The 23,819-nt window shown below is 64.8% G+C and carries 20 protein-coding genes; 11 read left to right on the forward strand and 9 right to left on the reverse strand.

The window, feature by feature from the left end; all coding sequences use genetic code 11:
• Positions 1–25: 25 nt before the first annotated feature.
• Positions 26–3,325: a TonB-dependent receptor domain-containing protein gene (locus AC6UUM_RS02350; protein ID WP_500804886.1), complete on the forward strand. Its 3,300-nt coding sequence runs from the start codon at positions 26–28 to the stop codon at positions 3,323–3,325.
• An 88-nt stretch (positions 3,326–3,413) separates the two neighbouring features.
• The gene (locus AC6UUM_RS02355) at positions 3,414–5,399 is read left to right on the forward strand and encodes a DUF2075 domain-containing protein (RefSeq protein ID WP_500803748.1); all 1,986 of its coding nucleotides are present in this window, start codon (positions 3,414–3,416) and stop codon (positions 5,397–5,399) included.
• Between the two features lie 7 nt (positions 5,400–5,406).
• Here the strand turns inward: AC6UUM_RS02355 and AC6UUM_RS02360 are convergent, their stop codons facing one another.
• From AC6UUM_RS02360 to AC6UUM_RS02385, 6 genes are all read right to left on the reverse strand, one after another.
• Positions 5,407–6,150, reverse strand: a complete 744-nt coding sequence (locus tag AC6UUM_RS02360) for a phosphoadenylyl-sulfate reductase (RefSeq protein ID WP_500803749.1) — start codon at positions 6,148–6,150, stop codon at positions 5,407–5,409.
• Positions 6,143–6,568 carry a DUF934 domain-containing protein gene (locus AC6UUM_RS02365; RefSeq protein ID WP_500803750.1) on the reverse strand — a complete coding sequence of 142 codons (426 nt, stop codon included), beginning with the start codon at positions 6,566–6,568 and terminating at the stop codon, positions 6,143–6,145. The genes AC6UUM_RS02360 and AC6UUM_RS02365 overlap by 8 nt, the downstream gene beginning before the upstream one ends.
• Entirely contained in the window at positions 6,561–8,192 is a 1,632-nt protein-coding gene (locus AC6UUM_RS02370; RefSeq protein ID WP_500803751.1) for a nitrite/sulfite reductase, read from the reverse strand. The genes AC6UUM_RS02365 and AC6UUM_RS02370 overlap by 8 nt, the downstream gene beginning before the upstream one ends.
• Complete coding sequence (locus tag AC6UUM_RS02375; protein ID WP_500803752.1) at positions 8,192–8,479, reverse strand: DUF2849 domain-containing protein; 288 nt, start codon at positions 8,477–8,479, stop codon at positions 8,192–8,194. Before AC6UUM_RS02375 ends, AC6UUM_RS02370 begins: the two co-directional genes overlap by 1 nt.
• Positions 8,464–9,237, reverse strand: a complete 774-nt coding sequence (gene cobA, locus AC6UUM_RS02380) for a uroporphyrinogen-III C-methyltransferase (RefSeq protein ID WP_500803753.1) — start codon at positions 9,235–9,237, stop codon at positions 8,464–8,466. Before cobA ends, AC6UUM_RS02375 begins: the two co-directional genes overlap by 16 nt.
• 91 nt (positions 9,238–9,328) lie before the next feature.
• Positions 9,329–11,917, reverse strand: coding sequence for an Rne/Rng family ribonuclease (locus tag AC6UUM_RS02385; RefSeq protein ID WP_500803754.1), 2,589 nt, complete (start codon positions 11,915–11,917; stop codon positions 9,329–9,331).
• A 412-nt stretch (positions 11,918–12,329) separates the two neighbouring features.
• Between AC6UUM_RS02385 and AC6UUM_RS02390 the strand changes: the two genes are divergently transcribed.
• Positions 12,330–14,537, forward strand: coding sequence for a S9 family peptidase (locus AC6UUM_RS02390; RefSeq protein WP_500803755.1), 2,208 nt, complete (start codon positions 12,330–12,332; stop codon positions 14,535–14,537).
• A gap of 212 nt (positions 14,538–14,749) precedes the next feature.
• Here AC6UUM_RS02390 and rpsD read toward each other — a convergent pair whose 3' ends face one another.
• On the reverse strand, positions 14,750–15,361 hold the full coding sequence (gene rpsD, locus AC6UUM_RS02395; RefSeq protein WP_500803756.1) for a 30S ribosomal protein S4: 612 nt from the start codon (positions 15,359–15,361) through the stop codon (positions 14,750–14,752).
• A 246-nt stretch (positions 15,362–15,607) separates the two neighbouring features.
• Between rpsD and rpoZ the strand changes: the two genes are divergently transcribed.
• The 7 genes from rpoZ to lepB all read left to right on the forward strand — a co-directional run bounded on the left by rpoZ (position 15,608) and on the right by lepB (position 22,003).
• Complete coding sequence (gene rpoZ / locus AC6UUM_RS02400; protein ID WP_500803757.1) at positions 15,608–15,949, forward strand: DNA-directed RNA polymerase subunit omega; 342 nt, start codon at positions 15,608–15,610, stop codon at positions 15,947–15,949.
• 249 nt (positions 15,950–16,198) lie between these two features.
• Entirely contained in the window at positions 16,199–18,307 is a 2,109-nt protein-coding gene (locus AC6UUM_RS02405) for a RelA/SpoT family protein (protein ID WP_500803758.1), read from the forward strand.
• A gap of 66 nt (positions 18,308–18,373) precedes the next feature.
• On the forward strand, positions 18,374–18,955 hold the full coding sequence (gene pyrE / locus AC6UUM_RS02410; protein ID WP_500803759.1) for an orotate phosphoribosyltransferase: 582 nt from the start codon (positions 18,374–18,376) through the stop codon (positions 18,953–18,955).
• Positions 18,956–18,965: 10 nt separating this feature from the next.
• Complete coding sequence (locus tag AC6UUM_RS02415) at positions 18,966–20,042, forward strand: serine hydrolase domain-containing protein (RefSeq protein ID WP_500803760.1); 1,077 nt, start codon at positions 18,966–18,968, stop codon at positions 20,040–20,042.
• Positions 20,043–20,049: 7 nt separating this feature from the next.
• Complete coding sequence (locus AC6UUM_RS02420; protein WP_500803761.1) at positions 20,050–20,787, forward strand: pyridoxine 5'-phosphate synthase; 738 nt, start codon at positions 20,050–20,052, stop codon at positions 20,785–20,787.
• The gene (acpS, locus tag AC6UUM_RS02425; protein ID WP_500803762.1) at positions 20,784–21,209 is read left to right on the forward strand and encodes a holo-ACP synthase; all 426 of its coding nucleotides are present in this window, start codon (positions 20,784–20,786) and stop codon (positions 21,207–21,209) included. The genes AC6UUM_RS02420 and acpS overlap by 4 nt, the downstream gene beginning before the upstream one ends.
• Positions 21,206–22,003 carry a signal peptidase I gene (gene lepB, locus AC6UUM_RS02430; protein WP_500803763.1) on the forward strand — a complete coding sequence of 266 codons (798 nt, stop codon included), beginning with the start codon at positions 21,206–21,208 and terminating at the stop codon, positions 22,001–22,003. Before acpS ends, lepB begins: the two co-directional genes overlap by 4 nt.
• A 25-nt stretch (positions 22,004–22,028) precedes the next feature.
• On the opposite strand, the gene AC6UUM_RS02435 is transcribed toward lepB, so the two are convergent.
• Both AC6UUM_RS02435 and rpsU read right to left on the reverse strand, forming a co-directional pair.
• A complete protein-coding gene (locus tag AC6UUM_RS02435; RefSeq protein ID WP_500803764.1) occupies positions 22,029–22,547 on the reverse strand; it encodes an FKBP-type peptidyl-prolyl cis-trans isomerase in 519 nt (172 codons plus the stop codon).
• Positions 22,548–22,702: 155 nt separating this feature from the next.
• Entirely contained in the window at positions 22,703–22,909 is a 207-nt protein-coding gene (rpsU, locus tag AC6UUM_RS02440; RefSeq protein WP_156255446.1) for a 30S ribosomal protein S21, read from the reverse strand.
• Between the two features lie 204 nt (positions 22,910–23,113).
• Here rpsU and AC6UUM_RS02445 point away from each other — a divergent pair, with 204 nt between their 5' ends.
• Entirely contained in the window at positions 23,114–23,755 is a 642-nt protein-coding gene (locus AC6UUM_RS02445) for a COQ9 family protein (protein ID WP_500803765.1), read from the forward strand.
• The last annotated feature ends 64 nt before the right edge of the window (positions 23,756–23,819 follow it).

The raw sequence follows: 23,819 nt of genomic DNA on the forward strand, positions 1-23,819 counted from the left end.
ACGTGATAGGGGCAAAATCGTGCTGATGAAGAAGATGCTGCTGCTGGCCGGCTCGGTGCTGGCTGGTTCGATTGCCACGGCTGCACTGGCGCAAGACCAGACCACAGCGGCAGCGGAAACCGCGGCCGAAGAACTGGTGGTTACCGGTTCGCGCCTGAAGGCCAGCCCGAACGAGACCTCTTCGCTGCCGATCACGTCGGTTGATTCGGCGCAGTTGCAGGCCCTGGGCAATAATGATCCCACCGCCACGCTGCGCCAGATCCCCGCACTGCTGGCATCGGGCACGGTCGCCGATTCGATCGAGCGCGGCGCTGGCGGCCGCGGCCAGGCGACGCTGAGCCTGCGCCAGTTGGGTGCCAACCGCACGCTGGTGCTGGTCGATGGCTATCGCCACGTATCGGGCGTGGCCGGCAGCCAGACGGTGGACGTGGCGTCGATTCCGCGCGCCCTGATCGATCGGGTGGACGTGCTGACCGGCGGTGCTTCGGCCGTCTATGGCGCAGACGCGGTCACCGGCGTGGTCAACTATGTCCTGAAAAAGAATTTCCAGGGCCTCAGCCTCGATGCCCAGTTCGGTCTTTCGGATGAAGGCGACGGCAAGACCTATCGTATCGACGGCACCTGGGGCAAGAATTTCGCCGATGGCCGTGGTAACATCACCTTCTCCGCTGGCTATGCCAAGGAAGAGGAAATCCTGTTCAGCGACCGTGACGCCACACGTGACAACGGCCGCGGCAACAATTCGACCACCTATCAGAACCCGGCGCGCCGCTTCCAGAAGGGTGACATCGTGGCTTCCACGATGCCGAATTTCGCCAACTATTACCGTGTTGGCGGCCCCGGCCCGCGCACCAGTCGCATCAGCTTCGGCAACGCCATTCCGACGACGGCGCAATTCGCCACGCTGTTCCCGGGTGTGACGCCCACGGCGGCCGAATCGGCGCTGATGGCCCGCGCCGCCGGTGCATCGAGCTTCGTGATCGCCGCGCAGCCGACCTTCGGCATTTCGTCGAATGCGGGCCTGATCTTCCGCGCGGATTTTGCCCGCTTCACCACCGATCTCAACAACAACGGCGTTGCCGACTGCAATGAATCCTACACCGGCTGGACCGGCTTTGGTGGCGGCGGCTGCTATGTCTCGACACCCGATGGCGGCGTGCGGATCTTCCAGGATGGCATCATTTCGACCAGCCAGAACCAGTTCGGCGGCGATGGCGCGCCGGAACGGGTGAACGCAGCCTCGCTGATCCCGGGGTCGCAGCGCGCCTACGCCAATCTGCGCTTCAACTATGAATTCTCGCCGGCAGCCGAAGTGTTCATCGATGCCAAATATGCGCGCAACACCTCGATCAACCGCAGCTCGTACAACTCATTCTATGATTCGCTGCTGATCTTTCCGGACAATCCCTTCACGCCGGCGGCCTTGCAGGCGCAATCCAACCTGGCGGGCGGCCTGCGCGTGTCGCGCGACATGACCGATCTGGGGCCGGGCATCACCTCAACGCTGCGGCAAACCTATCGCCTCGTCGGCGGCCTGCGCGGCGAGCTGACCCCGCATCTCAGCTATGAGTTCGTCGGCAATTATGGCCGCACCGACAATGCCGTCACCTTCTCCAACAGCGTGCTGTATGACCGCTTGTTCGCCGCGCTCGATGTGGTGCGCGGGCCCAACAACCAGCCGGTGTGCCGTGTATCCACCGGCAACACGACGCCCTATCCCGGTTCGGAATCCTTCCCGGTCATCGCGCCCGGCTTCTTCACCTTCCGCCCCGGCGATGGCACCTGCGTACCGGCCAACATCCTGGCCGGCGCCAATTCAATCAGCCAGGCAGCGGTGAACTGGATCACCACGCCGACGACCAACCGGTCGCAGCTGGAGCAGACGGTGTTCACCCTGCTGTTCACCGGCGATACCGGCGGCTTCTTCAACCTGCCGGGCGGCGCCGTGCAGTTCGCGGCCGGCGGCGAATATCGCAAGGAAAAGTCCACCTCGCTGTTCGATCCGCTGGTGCTTGGCACCATTCCGCAAACCGGCCCGGCCAATCTGGTCGGTCGCTTCATCGGCGATGTCTCCACCAACCAGTCGCTGATCTTCGATCCGACCAACCGCACGCGCAATGCCGGCGGCTCCTTCGACGTCAAGGAAGTGTTCGGCGAAATCAAGCTGCCGATCCTGAAGGACGAAGCCTTCGCGCAGGAGTTGACCGTCGCGGCGGCCGGTCGTTATGCCGATTATTCCACGGTGGGCGGCGCCTTCACCTGGAATGTCAGCGGCACCTGGGCGCCGGTGAAGGATCTGAAGTTCCGCGGCACCTATGCGCGGGCCATCCGCGCGCCGAACATTGCCGAATTGTTCGATCCGGCGCAGGGCACCACCTTCCGCCCGTCTGACCCGTGCGATGTCGTCAACCAGAATGCCACGCCGATCCGCAAGGCGAATTGCATTGCGGCGGCGACGGCGCTCGGCATCGCCAACCCGACGACGTTCATCAACGGCTACAGCGATCCGCTCACCGGCCGTTTCGGTGGCACCAGCGGCGGCAATCCCGATCTGCAGGAAGAAACCGCCACCACCTTCACCATCGGTTCGGTGTTCCAGCCGACCTTCCTGCGGGGCTTCACGGCGAGCGTCGATTATTATTCGATCAAGATCGCCAATGCGATCCAGACGATCCCGGCGCAAACCATCGTCAACACCTGCTATGATACCAGCTTCCCCAACCAGTTCTGCTCGCTGTTCCAGCGTGTTGCCCCGACCACACCTGGGGCGACAGCCATCACGCAGCCGGCGCTGTTCGGGTTCCGCAATCTGGATGTGCGTTCGCTGAACTTTGCCCGCATCGAAACCTCGGGCATCGATTTCTCGGTGAACTATCGTTTCAAGCTGTGGGAAAAGAACAACTTCACCATCGGCGTGAACGGCAACTGGACGGAGAAGGTGAACCGCTTCTTCGATCCGCGCGATCCGACGCTGGGCAACCCGGCGCTGCGTGAACTTTCGGTGCCGGAATGGTCGGGCGTGGGCAACATCACCTACAACCGCGGCAAGGTGACCGTGGGCTACAACGTCCAGTATATCCAATCGACGGCGGCTGCGTCGGCGATCGAAATCGAACGTGCCGCCGCCGAATTCGGCCCGGCCGGCTTCGCCCCGGATTACTGGATCCACAGCGCCAGCTTCAACGTGGACGTGATCGGCGATCGCTTCAGCGTCTATGGTGGCGTCAACAACCTCACCAACGCGCTGCCCTATATCTCGTCGTCGGCCTATCCGGTGTCGGGCATCGGCCGCTATTACTTCATGGGCATCCGCGCCAAGATCTGAGGCGTATAGCCAGAAACGCGAAAGGGCGGCCCGAAAGGGCCGCCCTTTTTCGTTTGCGGGGCGGGTTCGTGCCTGGCAGCCTGGGCCGATGAAACGCGCCTGGGCCGATGCGCCTGCCGAAATCTTTGCCGCCTTGCACCCGGATCGGCTCTTGGGTGAACTGGCGACGCGAACACAGTTTGCAGCTGAACTGGCGCAGATCGAAGCGTGGAAGTTCACGATCCGCCATTTGCAGTCGCTGGCCGATGAGCTGCCCGGTAGCCATATCTTCATGGAATTTGCCATCCCGCGCATGGGCCGGCGCGCTGATGCGGTGATCATCGCCGGTCCGCTGATCCTTGTACTGGAATACAAGGTGGGGGAACGCGGCTTTGCCCGGCACGCCATCGAACAGGCACATGGCTATGCGCTTGATCTCAAGAATTTCCATGTCACCAGCCATGACAAGCCGATCGTGCCGATCCTGATCAGCAGCGAAGCGCCGCCACAGCAGATTGGCCTGGGATTCTGGGCTCCCGACCGGGTGCATGAACCCCTGCTGTTGGCGCCGGATGATGTTCTGTTGAGCGTCCGGCGTTTGTTGGCGACTGGCGATGGCCCACATGTTGATGCATTGGCATGGGCCGATGGCGCCTATCGCCCCACACCCAACATCATCGAAGCTGCCGAGGCCCTGTATGCTGGCCATGACGTGACCGAAATTTCGCGGTCTGAAGCCGGGGCCGAGAATCTGTCGCGCACGGCGGTCGCGATAGCGCGCGTGGTGGATCATGCACGCTCAGGCCTCCATAAGGCCATCTGCTTCGTGACCGGGGTCCCGGGCGCCGGCAAGACACTGGCTGGTCTCAATCTTGCCTGCCAGCGCGACCCTGACCATCCAGATGAACACGCCGTGTTCCTGTCCGGCAACGGCCCGCTGGTAGAAGTTCTGCAAGAGGCCCTGCGCCGCGACAGCAAGCGAAACCATGCGGTGCCCAATCTGCCGGAAGCCCGAATTGTTCAGGCGCGTGAGCCCGATACCTTCATCCAGAATGTCCATCATTTCCGCGATGAATATCTGGCGCCGGACCAGCTGCCACCGGAGCATGTCGTGATCTTCGACGAAGCGCAGCGCGCATGGGATCGCGCCATGACCAGCGACTTCATGCGCCGCAAGAAAGGACAACCGGGCTTTGACCAATCCGAGCCTGCCTTCCTGCTTTCGGTCATGGACCGGCGGCCAGATTGGTGTGTCGTGGTCTGCCTGATCGGCGAAGGGCAGGAGATCAACCGTGGCGAAGCCGGCGTTGGCGAATGGCTACGCGCCCTGCAGGCCGATCTTCGGCACTGGCAGACTTTCCTGCCACCGCACCTGCTTGCCAACGATGGCTCCATCGATGGCGCGATGCAATGGCACCTGACCCAGCGCGGCGCGGTGGTGGATGCGGGCCTCCATCTCGCAGTCTCCGTGCGCTCGTTCCGGACGGATCGTGTTTCGTCCTATGTCGCGGCGCTGCTGGCCGAGGATGCGCCCGCGGCAACCGCGCTGCGGCCCGATCCGGTCCAGTTCCCGATCTGGCAAACCCGTGATCTCGCCACCGCGCGCCGCTGGCTGCGCGCGCAACGCCGTGCCGGGGAACGTGCCGGCCTGCTCGCCAGTTCCAACGCCTTGCGGCTGAAGCCCGAAGGCCTGCACGTGAAGGCGCCAATCGATGTCTGCCACTGGTTCCTCAACGGCAACGATGATGTCCGCGCCTCCAATGCGCTGGAGGATGCGGCCACCGAATTTGCGGTTCAGGGGCTGGAACTGGATTGGACCGGGGTGGCCTGGGATCTGAACTATCGCCGTACAGCACAAGGCTGGCAGGCCCGCCAGTTCAAAGGCACCAAATGGCAGCAGATCAGCACGCGTGACAGCGGCTTCGGCCGCGCCGATTACGTAAAAAACGCCTATCGCGTGCTGCTCACTCGGGCGCGGCAAGGCATGGTGATCTTTGTGCCCAAGGGCGATCCTGCTGACGCCACCAGGCCGCCGGCCGATTATGACGCCATTGCCGATTGGTTGGCGGCCTGCGGCATTGCGCAGCTGCCATGAAACGCGATCAGATCGCCGGCCGGTGAATCCCGCATTCGGTCTTGTCGAGGCCGGGCCAGCGGCCGGCGCGGGGGTCTTGGCCGGGGAGGACTTTGGCGGTGCAGGGGACGCAGCCGACGGACGGGTAGCCTTGCGATTCGAGCGGGTGGAGCGGCAGGTTGCGGGCGGCAAAGGCCGCGTCCACGGCTTCGCGGGACCAATCGGCGAAGGGATTGATCTTCAGCCGGCCTTCGTCGATCTCGAAGCGCGGCAGCGCGGCGCGGGAGCGGCCCTGATAGGCCTTGCGGCCGGAAATCCAGGCCCCGAACGGCGCCAGCGCGCGGCGCAGCGGTTCCACCTTGCGCAAATCGCAGCAGCCATCGGCATCATAGCGCCAGCGCGTGCTGGTCGCGTCCTTTTGCGCCAGCAGGCGCGGATCGGGGCGATAGACGCGCAGATCGGTGAAACCCAGCTGTTCGGCCAGCGTGTCGCGATAGGCCAGCGTCTCGCCGAAAATCTTCTGCGTATTGATGAAGATGGCCGGCACATCCTTGCTGGCCGAGGCGACCAGATCGAGCAGCACCGCCGATTCGCTGCCGAAGGAGGAGACCACCGCAACGCGCCCGCTGAGCTCGCCCAAGATCAGGTCGGCCAGCATGTCCTGCGCCGGCACGGCGGCATAGTGCGCCGTCAGCCGTTCGACATCGGCCGCCGTGAACAGCGGCGCGGTGTCGATGCTGTCCACCACGCGCTGCAGGGCGGCCTCAGGCACCGCGCAGCGCCCAGACCGGCTGACGGCCATCGGCGGCCTTCATATAAACATGGGCGAAGCGCTGCAGCGTGCGGGCCACCACGGCGGGATCGAACGCCAGATCGGACCGCACGGCATCGAACCCGGCGCGGACCAGAAAGCCGAGCTGATCGATCTTGAGATCACCAACGGCGCGGATTTCGCCCTTGAAGCCGGCTTCACGCAGGATGCGGGCGCTGCTGAAGCCGCGGCCATCGCGGAATTTGGGAAACACGATGTCGATGCGGTGCAGCGTGGCCAGGTGCGGGATCAGCGCGCGGGCATCGTCGGCGGGGGCCAATTGCACCGCCGTATCACCCTGTTGGTGATCGGCCAGCGCGACCGCCGCAGAGCTATGCTCCGCATCATCACGCAGGCGCAGCAGATTGGAATCAGCCATATACGGCCTCCTTGAACGGGGCGGCGCCAACGCGGCGGTAGGTGTCGAGCAGGCGTTCGGCCGGGTCGCTGCGCAGCGCCTTGTAGCAATCGACGACCTTTTCGACGGCGACGACAATGCCGTCTTCATCGAAACCGGGGCCGAGGATCTTGGCCAGGCTGGCATCTTCGGCACCGGAACCGCCAAGCAGCAGCTGGTAATTCTCGTCGCCCTTGCGATCGACGCCCAATATGCCGATGTGGCCGGCATGGTGGTGCCCACAGGCGTTGATGCAACCGGAAATCTTGATCTTCAGCTCACCAAGATCGGCTTCCTGAGGCGCCAGCTTCACGGCCAGCTTCTGCGCGATCGGGATGGAGCGGGCATTGGCCAGCGTGCAATAATCGAGGCCGGGGCAGGCAATGATGTCGGACGCGCGATCGAGATTGGCGCTGGCAAGGCCAGCCCCCACCAGCGCCTGCCACAGCACGAACAGATCGGCGCGCCGCACATGCGGCAGCACCAGATTCTGCGCATGGGTGACGCGGATTTCATCGCCTGCCAGTCGCTCGGCGAGATCGGCGATCAGGTCCATCTGATCGGCGGAGGCATCACCGGGGATTTCGCCGGGCGCCTTCAGGCTGATGGTGACGATGGCATGGCCGGGCACCTTGTGCGGGTGCGTGTTCACCGCCACCCAATTGGCGAAATCGGCGTTCGACAGATCAATCTCGGTCGGCGCGTCGGCATCGAGCGCGGGCGGGGCGAATTGTGCCACGATGCGCGCCAGTTCGGCGGCCGGCGCATCAAGGCCGAGCGGCTTCATCTGCGCCCATTCGGCCTCAACCTGCGCGGTGAATTCCGCCGGACCCAAATCGTTCACCAAAATCTTGATGCGCGCCTTGTAGATATTGTCGCGCCGGCCGTGGCGATTATAGACCCGCAAAATCGCTTCCATGTAGCTGAGATAGTCAGCCATCGGCAGAAATTCGCGGATGACATGCGCCAGCAACGGCGTGCGGCCCATGCCGCCACCCACCAGCACCTTCATCCCGATCTCGCCCGTTTCATTGCGCACCAGTTGCAGGCCGATGTCGTGCAGCTGGATGGCGGCACGATCAATGCTGGAACCGGTGACGGCGATCTTGAACTTGCGCGGCAGGAAGGAAAATTCCGGGTGCAGCGTGGACCATTGCCGCAACAACTCGGCATAGGGGCGCGGATCGGCGATTTCATCGGCGGCGGCGCCGGCGAATTGATCGGAACTGATGTTGCGGATGCAATTGCCGCTGGTCTGGAAGGCATGCATTTCCACGCTGGCGAGATCGGCGAGCAGATCGGGCGTCTCTTCCAGCTTCATCCAGTTGTATTGCAGATTCTGGCGCGTGGTGAAGTGGGCATAGCCACGATCATAGCGCCGGGCGATATGGGCCAGCATGCGCAATTGCCGCGAACTCAGCGTGCCATAGGGGATGGCGACGCGCAGCATATAGGCGTGCAGCTGCAGATAGAGGCCGTTCATCAGCCGCAGCGGCTTGAAGGCGTCCTCGCTGATTTCATTGTTCAGCCGGCGCTGCACCTGATCGCGAAATTCCTCGACGCGGGCATCGACAATGGCCTGATCATATTCGTCGTATTTGTACATCAGATCGCGTCCACAGGCAGGGAGGGCAGGGCAAAATCAGGGCGTACACTGGGGCCGACAGCGCGCACGCGTTCGCGCGTGGAACGCGGGCGCCAGCCGCCATCGGTGGCATCCACATCGACCAGCACCACGTCGTTGATGCGCTCTTCGGCGATCAGGCGCGCGACCAGCGCATCGGCTTCGTCGCCCACCGCCACAGCGTCGTTCAGGTGCAGGCTCCAGTCATTGCCAGTCCACCACAGCACATCGCCGGTTTCCAGCCGGTTGCCGGTCAATATACGGGGCATGGGATTTCCTTTGCAAGAGCAAGTGCTTTGGCCGGCAATGTGGCGACATCACCAACGATGATCAGTGCCGGCGATTCGATGGCTTCGCGCGCCACCAGATCGCCGAGATCGGCCAGCAGCGACGTCACCATGCGCTCCCCGGCCTGGGTGGCGCGCTCGATCACCGCGACCGGCGTTTCGGGGGCGAGGCCGTCGGCCATCAACTTGTCGGCAATGGCGGCGGCGCCGGCCAGGCCCATGTAGATCACCAGCGTGCGGCCCTTGCCGGCGAGGCCGGCCCAGTCCTGATCGGCCAGGCCGCGGCATTCGCCGGCGACGAAACTGACGATCGAGGCATGATCGCGGTGGGTGAGCGGCAGCAGCAGCGACGCCGCCGCGCCATTGGCGGCGGAAATGCCGGGAATGGCTTCCACCGGCACGCCGGCGGCCTGACAGGCCACCACTTCCTCACCGCCGCGGCCGAAGATGAAGGGATCGCCGCCTTTCAGCCGCACCACGATGTTGCCGGCCAGGGCTTCGGCGACCAGCAGCGCGCCGATCTGGTCTTGCGGCAGCGTGTGGCGCGCCCGGCGCTTGGCGACGCCGATGCGGCGGGCGGCGGGCGGGATCAGCGCCATGATATCGGGGCCGACCAGCCCGTCGTGCACCACGACATCGGCTGAAGCCAGCGCCCGCACGGCCCGCATGGTCAACAGATCAGCGGCACCGGGGCCGGCACCGACCAGAATCACGCGGCCGTTCAGGTTGGGATCATCCATGTCCCCCCTTGCCGCACCCGGCGGCAGGGGGGGAGCAAGGCTTTCTTTGGCCGGCGTTAGCGCAAGTTGGGCATGGCCCTGGCGAGCGCGATCATTCGGTTCCGAACGTGCGCTGCCACCAGCCCTTGCGCGGTGCCGGCGCCGGTTGGGCTGGTTCTTCGGCCACAGGCGCAGGCTCCGGCACGGGTGCAGCTTCGGTTGTGACCGGCTCGGCGATGGCGGCAGCCGGCGCTTCGGCTGGCGCGTCTGCTGCCGGTGCATCGGCCTTCTTGCGGCGGCTGCGCTTCGGAGCGGCAACGGCTTCCGGTTCCGGCGCGGCGGCGATCACCGGCAGTTCCGGTGCGGGCGCTTCAACAATCGCTTCAACAGCCGCTTCCGGGGCCGCATCAGCCTTCTTGCGGCGCGATCGGGCCGGCTTGGATGCCGGTGTGTCGATCACGGCCTCTGGCGCTGCTGGAACCGGCTTGGCGATTTCCACGGCGACGTCTGCGCTTTCGGCGGCGGGCTTGCGGCGGCTGCGCTTCGGCTTGGCCGGCACTTCGGCCAAAGCTTCGGGCGCGGTTTCGGCAACCGGTTCCGCCACGGGCGCGGTGTCGCTGGCGTCTTCGCCAGCGCCATCCCCAGCTGCATCCGCCGTGCGCTCGGCGGTGCCGCGGCGGCCGCGACGGCCACGGCGGCGGCGCTTGCGGCGCGAACCGTTGGCGTCACCATTGTCGCCCTGGTCATCACCGTCGGCATCGCTGCCGTCGTCGGCTTCACCCGAATCATCGCCCGCTTCATTCGCGTCCGCAGAATCGGCATTGGCGGGGGTGGCGTTGGCGGTTTCGTTGTTGTCTTCGCCGTCCTCGCGGCGGCCGCGGCCACGCCGGCGGCGGCCGCGCCGGCCACGCCGATCATCGCTCTTGCCATCTTCGCGGCCGCCTTCGTCGCGGCCTTCTTCCCCATCACGGTCGCCATCGCGGTCATCATCACCGTCGGCGTCGCTGTCTTCCGGTTCCGGTTCGTCATCCACTTTCTGGATGGCCGGCAGCGGCGCCATGTCGACGCGCTTCGATGGCGGCGGGCCGCCGGCATCGATCTCGAAATTCGGTCCGATCAGGCCATCGTCCGGGCGGGTCAGGATGGCGACGCCATACAGCTCTTCCAGCTCGGCCAGCTCGATGCGCTTGCGATTGAGCAGATAGACCGCAACCTCCTCGCCGGCGCGCAGCGACAATTCGCTGTGGCGACCACGCAAGGCCTCGGCTTCCAGCGCGCGCAGGGCGGCCAGGGCAGCCGACGCCACCGAACGCACCATGCCGGTGCCTTCGCACATCGGGCAGATATGGGTGGAGGCTTCGAGGATGCCGGTGCGCAGGCGCTGCCGGCTCATTTCCATCAGGCCAAAGCTGGAGATGCGGCCGATCTGCACGCGGGCGCGATCATTCTTCAGCGCCTCCTTCATGGCCTTTTCGACCTTGCGGACGTTGGAGCCATTTTCCATGTCGATGAAATCGATCACCACCAGACCGGCCATGTCACGCAGGCGCAGCTGCCGGCCGATTTCGTCGGCGGCTTCCAGATTGGTCTTGGTGGCGGTTTCCTCGATGCCATATTCGCGGGTCGAACGGCCGGAGTTGATGTCGATCGACACCAGGGCTTCGGTCGGGTTGATGACGAGATAGCCGCCGGATTTCAGCTGCACGACCGGCTGGTACATGCTCTCCAGCTGGCCTTCGACCCCGAAGCGTTGGAACAAGGGCACCGTGCCTTGATATTCCACCACCTTGGCGGCGTGGCTTGGCATCAGCATCGACATGAACCGGTGCGCAGCATCGAAACCGGCGCGGCCTTCCACCAGCACCTGTTCGATATCGCGGGTATAGATGTCGCGGATGGCGCGCTTGATCAGGCCACTGTCTTCATGGATCAGCGCCGGAGCCTGGCTGGCCAGGGTCTTTTCGCGGATTTCATCCCACAGCCGGGTCAGATAATCGAAATCGCGGCGGATGTCGGCCGCACCGCGCTTGAGGCCGGCGGTGCGCACGATGGCGCCCATGCCCGATGGCAGGTGCAGATCAGCCATGATCTGCTTCAGGCGCTTGCGATCCTGCGGATTGGAAATCTTGCGCGAAATGCCGCCGCCGTGCGCGGTGTTGGGCATCAGCACGCAATAACGGCCGGCGAGCGACAAATAGGTGGTCAGCGCCGCGCCCTTCGATCCGCGCTCTTCCTTCACCACTTGGATCAGCATCACCTGGCGGCGCCGGATGACCTCCTGGATCTTGTAACGGCGGCGCAGCGCCATGCGCTTGCGGCGCAGCGATTCGGTGGGCTCGTCATGCTGCCCGCCGGTTTCCAGCACATCGTCGTTTTCATCGCCGTCGTCGTCATGGCCATGATCGTCGGCGGCCAGCTCGGCTTCTTCGCGCAGCAAGGCTTCGCGATCTTCCTTGGGGATCTGGTAATAATCCGGGTGGATTTCGGAAAACGCCAGAAAGCCATGGCGATTGCCGCCATATTCGACGAACGCGGCTTGCAGCGAAGGTTCGACCCGGGTGACCTTGGCGAGGTAGATGTTGCCCTTCAGCTGACGTTTGTCGGCTGATTCGAAATCAAATTCCTCGATGCGTTGGCCATTGACCACGGCCACCCGTGTTTCTTCCGGGTGGCGGGCGTCGATCAGCATGCGATATGACATGAATATGCTCCGTAGCGCGCAGCCATGCGCCCGAGCCCGGCAAACGGGCGGCGTCAGAACAGCGCGAAATGAAAAAGCCGGCATCGGGCCGGCGAGAGGCAAAAACAGCGGCAAACGGGCGCGATGCCGCCAAAACACCGTCAGCCGTGCAACGCGCGGTGCGCGATGCGTCAGCCTGGGGGTGTGTAGCGTTCATTCGTATCCCTGCAACTGGGTGCCGGGCCGACGAGCGGCTCCAGCCTGTTTTCGGTCCGGTTCCGCCAAACACCAGGCCATATGGCTGGCAGGACGGAAGCAAGCAAAAAACGGCAACGCACAGCGCGTTGTGATCTTTCTGCTAGCAGGCACTTGGCGGTGCGGCAAGTGTCCGCCATTGACGAGGCATATTGGCGGGGATTTGGGAGGCGATGTCATGGGATCGGGCAAGTGGTGGACAGCAGCGGCGGTGGCGCTGGTGACGGCGCAGGGGACGGCCATGGCACAGCAATCGGCATCGCTCACGCTTGAGCGTGTGTTTGCCTCACCGGCGCTGACCGGCGCGCGGCCGCGCGTGCTGAAATTGTCGCCGGATGGCCGGTTGGCGACCTTGTTGCAGAACCGCCCCAATGATCGCGCGCGCTTCGATCTGTGGGCGGTGGATACCGCCACCGGCGCGCGGCGCATGCTGGTGGATTCGACCCGGCTGGCCGGCGGGCCCTTGTCGGAAGCCGAGCGCATGAACCGCGAACGCCAGCGCATCGCCGATGTGCAGGGCATCGCCGATTATGCCTGGGCGCCGGACAGCAAGCGCCTGCTCGTTCCCGTGGATGGCGATCTGTGGGTCGCGGGCCTGGATGGCCAGGTGCAGCGCCTGACGCAGACGCCGGACACCGAAACCGACGCCAAATTGTCGCCCAAGGGCACATATGCCAGCTTCGTGCGCGATGGCCGGTTGTTTGTCGCCGATCTGGCCACCGCGCAGGCGCACGAAGTGGCCGGTGAGAACAAGGCCAACGTGCGCTGGGGCGTGGCCGAATTCATCGCGCAGGAAGAATTGGGCCGCTTCGATGGCCATTGGTGGTCGCCCACCGATGCCCGCATTGCGGTCGCCCGCGTCGATGAAACGCCGGTCAACCAGGTCACGCGGGCCGCAATCGGCGCCGATGGCACGCGGCTGTTCACCCAGGCCTATCCCGCCGCCGGCACCGCCAACGCCGATGTGTCGCTGTGGGTCATCAGCCCCGATGGCAGCGGCAAGGTGCGGGTCAATCTTGGGCCGGACAAGGATATCTATCTGGCGCGCGTCGCCTGGGCGCTCGATGGCAAGACGCTTTATGTGCAGCGGCTGCCGCGCGACCAGAAACGGCTGGACATCTTGGCGGTCGATCCGGCCACCGGAGCGGCGAAGATCATCCACAGCGAGACCAGCGCGACCTGGATCAACCTGCACGACACATTCCGCCCGCTGAAGGATGGCAGCATATTGTGGGCCAGCGAACGCGACGGCTATCGTCACCTCTATCGGCTGGCCGATGGCCAGGCGCAGCAACTGACCAGCGGGCGCTGGGTGGTCGATGATCTGGTCGGTGTCGACGAGAAGCGTGGCCGGCTATGGTTCACCGGCTTTGCCGATTCCACCTTGGAAAGCCATGTCTATGCCCTCGATTGGCAGAAACCGGCGGCCAGGCCTGTGCGGCTGACGGCACCGGGCGGCTGGCACGAGGCCGTGATGGATGCCGCCGGGCAGCGGCTGATCATCACCTCCACCACCCCGCGCCAGCCGGCGCAGGTGTGGCTGGCCGATGGCGCCGGCAAGCGCCTGGCCTGGCTGATCGAGAACAAGCTGGATGCCAGCCATCCCTATGCGCCCTATCTCGCCGCGCATATCGCGCCGGAATTTGGCACACTCACCGCTACCGACGGCCAGGCCATGGACTGGCGGCTGCTGAAGCCCAAGGGGTCTGGCCCGTTCCCGGTGCTGATGCAGGTCTATGGCGGGCCGCACGCGCAGAATGTGATGAAGCGCTTCCCGGCGCCGATCGAACAATATCTGGTGCAACACGGCTGGGCGGTGTTCCAGCTCGACAATCGCGGCAGCAACAACCGCGGCAAGGCGTTCGAAGACCCGATCAATCGCGCCATGGGCAGCGTCGAGGTGGCCGACCAGTTGCAGGCTTTGGCCTGGGTCAAGCAGCAGGCGTGGGCCAAGGCCGACAAGGTGGCGGTGAACGGCTGGTCCTATGGCGGTTACATGGTGCTGAAACTGCTGGAGGCCGCGCCGGGCGCGTTTGCCGCCGGGATCGCCGGCGCGCCGGTGACGCGCTGGGAATTGTACGACACCGCCTATACCGAGCGTTACCTGGGCAATCCGGCGAAAGACCCGGTGCCATATCAGACGTCGGGTGCGCTGCGGGATGCAACGAAGATCGCCGATCCGCTGCTGCTGATCCACGGCATGGCCGATGACAATGTGGTGTTCGAAAATTCCACCGCGCTGATGTCGGCGTTGCAGCGGGCCAACAAACCGTTCGATCTGATGGTCTATCCTGGCGCCACCCATGCGACGCCAGGGCTGGAATTGCACACGTGGATCACGCGGTTGAAGTTCCTCGGGCGCACGGTGTCGCCGACGGGGTATTGAGGGGGCGGGGGCGGCTTCGGGCGCGGCCGGCGGCAAAGCCGCCGAGTCCGCTCGTTCCGTGCCAAAAAAGAAAAGCAAGGAAGAGCGTGGCGGAGCCACGCCGTCGGACGAGTCAAAAAGGGCGGCCTGTTAGGGCCGCCCTTTTCGCTCGCCGTCCGATCTTGCGCCTGTCGGCGCGCAGCAGTTCCCGCTGCGCGCTCGCGGCGCTGCGATCAGCGGCTGTAGAATTCGACGACCAGGTTCGGTTCCATCTTCACCGGGTACGGCACTTCATCCAGCGTGGGCACGCGCACATAGGTGGCCTTCGGGCCTTCCACGGACACATATTCCGGCACGTCGCGCTCGGACAGGCCTTGCGCTTCCAGCACCAGCGCCATTTCGCGGGCCTTGGTGCCCAGCTCGATCACGTCACCCGGCTTCAGGCGGGCCGAACCGATGTTGCAGCGGCGGCCGTTGACCAGGATATGGCCATGGTTGACGATCTGGCGGGCGGCAAACACCGTCGGCGCCCACTTGGCGCGGTACACCGCGATGTCGAGGCGCTGTTCGAGCAGGCCGATCAGATTCTGCGAGGTATCGCCCTTCATGCGCACCGCTTCGGCATAGACCTTGCGGAACTGCTTTTCGGTGACGTCGCCGTAATAGCCCTTCAGCTTCTGCTTGGCGCGCAGCTGCAGGCCGAAATCGCTGACCTTGCCCTTGCGGCGCTGGCCGTGCTGGCCGGGGCCATATTCACGCTTGTTCACCGGGCTCTTGGGACGACCCCAGATATTTTCGCCCATGCGGCGATCGAGCTTGTATTTCGCGTTGGAACGCTTTGACATGTTGAGTCCTTGGCTTTGCGACGACGTTGTTCCCGGTCCCGCCGCGCCAGCCCACAATATATATTGCCACTGGCGTGGGCCACCACTTCACCGGGGTGTGGGGCCAAACGCGAAGCGCGCGGCTTAGGGGGGTGGATGGCCAGAGTCAAGGTTGCGACGATGGCGGCCGGCCAATTTCCTTGACTTTGCGGGCACAACTGGTCACCAGCACCGCTTCATTCGATTTTGATTCCGGAGCCAATCCCCATGGCACGTGTGACTGTAGAAGATTGCGTCGACAAGGTGCCGAACCGGTTCGATCTGGTGCTGTTGGCCGCGCATCGTGCCCGCAATATCTCGTCGGGTTCGGAACTGACCATCGATCGCGACCGCGACAAGAACCCGGTGGTGGCGCTGCGCGAGATCGCCGAACAGACCATCCGTCCGGCCGACCTGCGCGAATCGATGACTTTGGGCATGCAGAAGGTCCAGGCCGAGGATGATGATACGCCCGATGTGATCGGTTCGCTGTCAGCATCGGCGGAAGCGTTGCGGATCACGGCGGCGCAGCCCCCGCGGAACCAGAACATGGGTGGGGATTACGAGTAAGGCGGCACGAAATAGCGTAGCTATTTCGAGACTCGGCGAATTCCGGCCGGCGACCAAAAAAGGCGGCTCTCCAGCCGCCTTTTTCGTGAGTCGTCCGACGGCGTGGCTCCGCCACGCTCTTTCTTTCTTCCTTCCTTCACCAAACCCAGCGGACTCGGCGGCTCCGCCGCCGGCCGCGCCCACCAGCGCCCACTCCGCGACCCCCATCACCCTTGCGCCCCCCGCCAATCCCCTTCACGATGATGGGCTATGTTGCGCCAGTATGAATTGGTCGAGCGGGTCAAGGCCTATGCCCCGGAAGCAGATGAGGATCTGCTGAACCGCGCCTATGTGTTTTCGGTGAAGGCGCATGGCAGCCAGCTGCGCGCCAGCGGCGACCCTTATTTCAGCCATCCGGTGCAGGTCGCCGGTATCCTCACCGATCTGAAGCTGGACGACAAGACCATCGCCTGCGCCATCCTGCACGACACCATCGAGGATACGGTGGCGACGCACGAGGAGATCGAGCGGCTGTTCGGGCCGGAGGTTGCCCGGCTGGTCGATGGCGTCACCAAATTGTCGAAGATCGAAACGCAGACGGAAAGCGAGCGCCAGGCGGAAAATCTGCGCAAATTCCTGCTGGCCATGTCGAACGACATCCGTGTGCTGCTGGTCAAGCTGGCGGATCGGCTGCACAACATGCGCACGCTGCATCACATCAAGAAGGAAGAAAAGCGCCGCCGCATCGCGCGCGAGACCATGGATATCTATGCGCCGCTGGCCGAACGCATCGGCATGTACGGATTCATGGAGGAGATGCAGGAACTCGCCTTCCGCCAGCTTGAACCCGAAGCCCATGCCACCATCAGCCAGCGCATGGATCGCTTACGCGAAACGACCGGCGCCAATGTGCACCGCATCAGCGGATCGGTGGAAGCCGTGCTGCGCAGCAAAGGGGTGGCGGCCAGCGTGACCGGGCGGGAAAAGCGGCCTTATTCGATCTGGCGCAAGATGCAGGCGCGCCAGATGAGTTTCGAACAATTGTCGGACGTGATGGCGTTCCGGGTGATCGTCGATGATGTCACCGATTGTTATCGCGCGCTTGGCATCGTGCACGGGCGCTGGCCGATGGTGCCGGGGCGTTTCAAGGATTTCATCTCCACGCCCAAATCCAATGGCTATCGATCGCTGCACAGCTCGGTATTGCTCGGCAGCGAAGCGGCGCGCATCGAAGTGCAGATTCGCACCGCGCTGATGCATGAAGAGGCCGAATATGGCCTGGCCGCTCACTGGGCCTACAAGCAGGGCAGTGACGGCGCTTCGGCGCGCGAGGCCTATCCGTGGATCGATGATCTGCTCGATGTGCTGCAGGATGCCGCCAACCCCGAAGAGCTGCTGGAAAACGCCCGGCTTGCGATGTTCCAGGATCAGGTGTTCGTGTTCACGCCCAAGGGCGAACTCTACCAGTTGCCAGGCGATGCCACGCCGGTCGATTTCGCCTATGCGGTGCACAGCGATCTGGGTGACACCTGCGTGGGCGCCAAGGTGAACGGCCGCGTCGTGCCGCTGCGCACCCGACTGGTGAACGGCGATCAGGTCGAGATCATGAAAGGCAAGGTGCGGGCCCCCGATCCGGCCTGGGAAGGCTTTGTCGCCAGCGCCAAGGCGCGCGCCGCCATCCGCCGCCATGTGCGGTTAAAACGTCGCGAGGAATTGCAGGCCATGGGCAACAAATTGCTCGATGCGGTGGCCGGGCGGCTGCGCGTGGCGCTTGGCGACGACATCATGGGGCCGGCGCTGGGCCGGCTGAAGCTGCATGATCGCAGTTCGCTGGAACTGGCCATGGCCGAAAACCGCCTGACCGACGATCAGGTGGCCGAAGCGCTGGTGCCCGGCGCGGCCGACCGCCCGACGCGGCCGCGCAGCAGCAAGGCCAAGGCGGCAGCCGCCATCTCCATCGAGGGCCTGACCCCCGGCGTCGGCTTCCTGCTTTGCGACCATTGCCGGCCGGTGCCCGGCGATCGCATCGTCGGCAACCGCGCCCCCGATGGCCCGATCAGCGTGCATGTGATCGACTGTGATCTGCTCAGCGACGAAGCCGGTGAATGGCTGGATGTGCGCTGGGGCGCCGAAACCGCCGGCGCCGCGGCACGGATTGCCGTGGTGGTGCACAATCAACCCGGCGCGCTGGCCAGCCTGGCTGCCAGCATTGCCGCGCACAATGCCAATATCGTCGGCCTCGCGCTGAAGCACCGTGACCGGGAATTCCACACCGACATCCTTGATATCGAGGTGGAAAGCGCGGCGCATCTCGCCACGTTGATGGCGGCGCTGCGCCAGGTGAAGGCAGTGGTGTCGGCGGATCGGGTGCGCCAGTAAAGCTGCTTGGCAAACCGGGTTGGGCCTGCCAATCGCCCAGCCATGGGCCAGAAAGGGGTGCGCACGATGACCGATGATGAGGTGCTGGCGGAATTTCGGGCGGCCGATGCGCTGCTGGAAGGCCATTTCATTCTCTCGTCCGGCCTGCGCAGTTCGCGTTACCTGCAATGCGCGCGGGTGTTGATGGATCCGGCCCGCGCCGAGCGGCTGGCGCTGGCGCTGGCCGCGAAAATCCCGGCGGCGGTGAAAGCGCGCGTGTCGGTGGTGATTGCGCCGGCCATGGGCGGGTTGATCTGCGGTTATGAACTGGCGCGCCAGCTTGGCGTGCAATCGATGTTTGTCGAACGGCCCACCGGCACCTTTGAACTGCGCCGCGGTTTCCGGCTGGAACCGGGGCAGGCCGTGCTGCTGATGGAAGATGTCGTCACCACCGGGCTTTCCAGTCGCGAGGCGATTGCGGCGGTGCAGGCTGCCGGCGGGCAGGTGATCCATGCGGCTTCGCTCGTTGATCGCTCCGGCGGGACGGCTGATCTGGGCGTGCCGTTCACGCCATTGGTCCGACTGGACGTGCCCAGTTACCAGCCCGATGCGCTGCCGCCCGAACTGGCAGCGATCCCGGCGATCAAGCCAGGCAGCCGGGCCGCATGAGGCGGGGGGCATGAAGCGGTTGCGCCTGCTCGCTGTTGCGGCCCTGGCCATGGCGGTGCCGGCTGCCGCTGCGCCGCCGGCGCAATTGGCGGCGATGTGGCAGGCAACGTCTGCCGCGGCGCGGGCGGGCGGCCTGAACGGCCATCTGATCGTTGCCGACGCCGCGTCAAGCCATGGCGAGGATATCGGCAAGCCTGGCACCCCGTTCTGGCGCTGGGCATCGGTCAGCAAGCAGATCGTCGCCGCGCTGGTCATGCAGGAAGTTGATCGCGGCACACTTGCGCTCGACACGCCGATCAAGGCCTATGCCCCGACGCTCAAGGTGGCCAATGCCGATCGGGTGACACTGCGGCAGTTGTTGCAGCATACCAGCGGGCTGCCCAACGTGGAGGACGGGCCGCTGAACGCCGCCGGCACCATGCTGCTGCTGTTCGATCGCAGCACGCCGCGCAACGCTGGGCCCATCAACGCCATTTGCACCGGCGCCGCCAAGGCCGAACCGGGCGCCCGCTTCGAATATAACGACTGCGACACCGAAATTGTCGGCGCCGTGCTGGAAGCCGTCACCGGCAAGCCCCTGGCGCAATTGCTGAACAGCCGCATGTTCGCGCCGCTGCGCATGACCGGCGCACGACTGCTGCAGCCCGGCGAAGCGGCCGGGCGCACCGGTTATTTCGCGGATGGCAGCGGCGATGACTTCATCGATGTCGGTCGCTTCGGAGCCGCCGGGGCCATTGCCGGGCCGCCGGCCGCGCTGGTGCGCTTCGATCAGGCACTGATGACTGGCCGGGTGATGAGCGCCGCTGCCCGCGCCGAATATTGGAAGGGCGAACCGAAGCTGGGTTATGCGGCTCTGGGCCAGTGGGTCTATACGGTGCCGCTGGCCGGTTGCGCAAAGCCGGTGGAGCTGGTCGAGCGGCGCGGCAGCATCGGCGGCGTCGAAATCCGCAACGTCATCGCGCCGGCGCTGGGCCGCATCGTCATCGCCTTCGCCGATCGCCCGGCCGATTTTGGCGAACCTTGGCAGGGCAAGGGCCTGACCCACGACCTGTTGTCCGCTGCCTTCTGCCCATCAGCAAAGTCTTGAGCAAAACATGACCAATCACTTGCGCCTGGGCGTGAACATCGATCACGTGGCCACCATCCGCAACGCGCGCGGCGGGTTGCATCCTGATCCGCTGCGCGCCGCCGAAATGGCCGCGGCGGCCGGCGCCGATGGGATCACCATTCACCTGCGCGAAGATCGCCGCCATATCACCGATGCCGATCTCGATCGGCTGAGCATCGGGGTGGCGCTGCCGATCAACCTGGAAATGGCTGCCACCGATGAAATGCTGGGCATCGCGCTGCGCCACCGGCCGCACGCCGCCTGCATCGTGCCGGAACGCCGCGCCGAACGCACCACCGAAGGCGGGCTGGATGCCGCCGGGCAGCATAACAGCCTGCAACCCATCGTGGCGCGGCTGCGCGATGCCGGCATGCGCGTCAGCCTGTTCATTGCCCCCGACGAACGCCAGCTGGAAGCCGCGGCGCGCCTGGGCGCGCCGGTGGTGGAACTGCACACCGGGCCTTATGCCCATGCCGATGGGGAGGCCGCCATCGCCGAACTGGCGCGGCTGGAACGCGCCGTGGCGATCGGCGTAGCGATGGGGCTGGAGATTCACGCCGGCCATGGCCTGACCTATGACAATGTCAGCCCGGTGGCGGCGTTGCCGCAGCTGGCGGAACTGAACATCGGGCATTTCCTGATCGGCGAAGCGGTGTTCGTCGGCCTGGGCCCCGCCATCAGCCGCATGCGCGCCTTGATGGACGCCGCAAGGACGCCGGAATGATGGCGGTGCCGCAGGGCCTGACGGTGCTGGGGCTTGGGTCCGATCTGGCCAACATCGATCGCATCGCCGCCAGCATCGAACGCTTTGGCGACCGCTTCATCAATCGCATCTTCACCGATCTGGAACAGGCCAAGGCCAACCGCCGCCAGCTCACCCGCGTGGCCACCTATGCCAAGCGCTTTGCCGCCAAGGAGGCGTGTTCGAAGGCGCTGGGCACCGGCTTTCGCAATGGCGTGTTCTGGCGCGACATGGGCGTGGTCAATCTGCCGAGCGGCCAGCCGACGCTGATCCTCACCGGCGGCGCTGCGGCAAGGCTGGCGCAAATCACGCCCACGGGGCATAAGGCCGCGATTCATCTCACGATGACCGACGACCATCCGTGGGCGCAGGCCATCGTTCTGATCACGGCGGCACCGGAATGAACACAAAATTGGCAAAGTGGGCAGCAGAAGCCTGGCAATTGTTCCTGCTGGCACTGGCGGTGCTCGCGGTACACACGGCGGTCGCCAAGCCCTTCTATATCCCGTCCGGTTCGATGTTGCCGACGTTGTTGGTGGGTGACCGGCTGATCGTGTCCAAATTTCCCTATGGCTATTCCTATCTGTCACCATCCTTGAATGTGCTGCCGCGCATGCCGGGGCGGCTGTTCGGCAGCCTGCCGGAACGCGGTGATATCGTGGTGCTGAAATCGCCGATCGCCCAGGATGACTGGATCAAGCGGGTGATAGGCCTGCCCGGCGATATCGTGCAGATGAAGGATGGCCAGTTGTGGCTGAACGGCCAACCGGTGCCCAAGGTGCAGGTGGCCGATACGGTGATGCAGGTGACGCCCAACAGCGATTGCAACAGCATGGTCGATGCGCAGTATCGGGTGATTACGCCCGACGGCACGGCCGAATGCCATCTGCCGACCTATCGTGAGACCCTGCCTGGCGGCCGATCCTATCTGGTGCACGACATGGCCGCGCTCCCGCAGGACAATACCGAAGCGGTGATCGTGCCCGAAGGCCGCGTGTTCCTGATGGGTGACAATCGCGACAACAGCGAAGACAGCCGGTTTCCCGCCGAAACCGGCGGCCTGGGCCTGTTGCCGGTAGAAAATATCGTCGGCCGTGCCGAATTCACCACTTTCAGCCTGGATGGATCGACCAGCTTCAATCCCGTCACCTGGGTGACGGCGCTGCGCAATCGCTGGTTCTTGTCGCTTCGCGACTGAGGCGCTGGTCCCGGTCGTTACGGGGCTAAGCTGCCGGCTTCACCGCCAGCAATTCGATATCGAATTCCAGCACCGCGCCCGGTGGAATCACGCCGCCGGCGCCTTGCGCGCCATAGGCGAGCTGCGGCGGCACCACGAAATGATATTTTGAACCGGTCGGCATCAATTGCACGCCTTCGGTCCAGCCGGGGATCACCTGATCGAGCGGGAAGGCCGCCGGCTGGCCGCGCTGATAGCTGCTGTCGAACACCGTGCCGTCGATCAGCTTGCCTTCATAATGCACAAGCACCGTGTCTTTCGCGGCCGGGCGCGGGCCCTTGCCTTCGCGCACGATATTATATTGCAGGCCGGAACTTGTGGTGATCACGCCGGGCTTCCCCTTGTTTTCGGCCAGAAAATTCATGTCGGTCTGGCGCACCGATTCCACCTGGCCCTGGGTGCCGGTGTAGACCAGCACGCCCACCACCGCGATCACGACCGCGCCGGCGGCCAGCCACTTGCCGATCCCGATGCCGCCCGCGCTGCCTGCTGTCTGACCTGACATGATGTGCCTCTATTGTGTGGCCGAAGGGCCTGATCGGCGGGAACCATGGGACGCGCGCCGTGCAGGGTCAACCCTGCGCTGGCCGCGCGGCCCCTGAACGAAGAAGGCCGGGCGGGGTGATCCCTGCCCGGCCCTGATCTTCTGAACGCCAGCGCTTATTTGACGCCGTCGCGCTCCATGCGCTTGCGCTCCATCTTGCGGGCGCGGCGCACGGCGGCAGCCTTTTCACGGGCGCGCTTTTCCGACGGCTTCTCGTAGTGACGACGGAGCTTCATCTCGCGGTAGACGCCTTCACGCTGCAGCTTCTTCTTGAGGGCGCGCAGCGCCTGATCGACATTGTTGTCGCGAACCACGATTTGCATGCAGCCGTTCTCTCCATTCACGTCACCGGAGCTGGCACAGCGCCGATGCTTGTCAAAGAATCACCATTTCCGGACCAAGCCTGGCCGGAGCGAGCGCGGCGCATAGCAGAGGGGACACAGGGAAACAAGCGTTGCCGGGCAATCGCCCGCGCCGCGACGTCTTTGGCGCTGGAGGCGGCGCGGCGGGCGCGGTAAGATACTGTCATGATCTATGATGACACACCGCTGGCCGAGCTTGCGCCGCAGTTGATTGCAGCCATGCTGCCGCATGTCGCCTTTGACGGCTGGAGCGACACGGCGCTGGCCGCCGCCGCGCGCGACATCGGCCTGGACGCGGATCTGGCGGCGCTGGCCTTGCCGGATGCCGCCGCCATGCTGACCGCGTGGGGCACATTGGCCAACGCGCGCATGGCCGAGGCGATGGCGGGCAGCCACAACATGAAGGTTCGGGACCGCATCCGCATGGCGCTGATCACGCGGTTGGAACAGGGCGATCGCGAAGTGACGCGCCGGGCGCTGGCTTTGCTGGCACAGCCGCAACACGCGGCATTGTCGGCCAGGCTTTTGTGGCAGGCAGCCGATGCGATGTGGCGCGCGGCCGGCGATACCGCCACCGATTATAATCATTATACCAAGCGCACGATCCTGGCTGCGATCTACTCGGCCACGCTGCTGCACTGGACTCAGGATGACACGCAAGATTTCGTCGACACGCGCGCTTTCATCGAACGGCGCATCGATGGCGTGATGCGCTTTGAAAAGACCAAGGCCAAGCTGATCGGCCTGGGCGCCAAGCTGCCCGATCCGGCGCGCTTCCTCGGTCGGTTGCGCTATCCGGCGGTGTGAACTAACCGCTGGCGTTGCGGCGCAAAGCTGATAATGGTTCGCAACAACCGCCAGCGGACCCCAG

It is taken from the genome of Sandarakinorhabdus sp. (genome assembly GCF_987265915.1).